1 protein-coding gene and 1 pseudogene are annotated in these 622 nt (G+C 77.9%); one reads left to right on the forward strand and one right to left on the reverse strand.

Annotated elements, in window-relative coordinates; all coding sequences use genetic code 11:
* Nucleotides 1-292, reverse strand: a pseudogene (locus tag B1205_RS33525) (hypothetical protein); the annotation flags it as partial.
* A gap of 62 nt (nucleotides 293-354) precedes the next feature.
* On the opposite strand from B1205_RS33525, the gene B1205_RS33530 reads away from it, so the two are divergent.
* The coding region (locus tag B1205_RS33530; protein ID WP_441338538.1) for a beta-ketoacyl synthase N-terminal-like domain-containing protein at nucleotides 355-622 on the forward strand (268 nt) is incomplete at its 3' end.

Consider the following 622-nt stretch of genomic DNA (forward strand, 5'->3'; position numbering starts at 1 on the left):
CCGCATCGGCATGACCGGGCTCACCGCCGCCGAAGGCACCGCGCTGCTCGACGCCGCCGTCACCGGAGCGCCCGCCGCCGTGGTCGCCGCGCGGCTGCGGATCACCGGCGACCCCGCGCACCTCCCGCCGCTGCTGCGGCTTCTCGCCCCCACCGGCGGCCGGCGGCAGGCACGCGCCGCCGACGGCACCGGCGCCGGCTGGGCCGAGCGGCTGGCCGGGCTCGCCCCGGATGAGGCCCGGGAGCTGCTGGTCGAGCTGGTCCGGGCGCAGGCGGCAGCCGTGCTCGGGCACGCCTCGGCGCAGGCCGTACCGGCCGGCCGGGCGTTCTCCGNCTGCGACTGTCCGCCACGCTCGTGTTCGACTACCCCACCCCGGAACGCCTCGCCGAGCACCTGCACGAGCACCTTGGTCACCGGCCGGCCGCCGCCACCGCCACCCGCGCCACCGCCGCCGAGGACGACGACCCCATCGCCATCATCGGCATGGCCTGCCGACTGCCCGGCGGGGTCACCAACCCGGAGCAACTGTGGGACCTCGTGTCCACCGGCGGCGACGGGATCGCCGAGTTCCCCACCGACCGGGGCTGGGACCTGGACGCGCTCTACGACCCGGACGCCGACC

This window comes from Micromonospora sp. NBS 11-29 (assembly GCF_002140155.1).
GTDB lineage: Bacteria > Actinomycetota > Actinomycetes > Mycobacteriales > Micromonosporaceae > Micromonospora.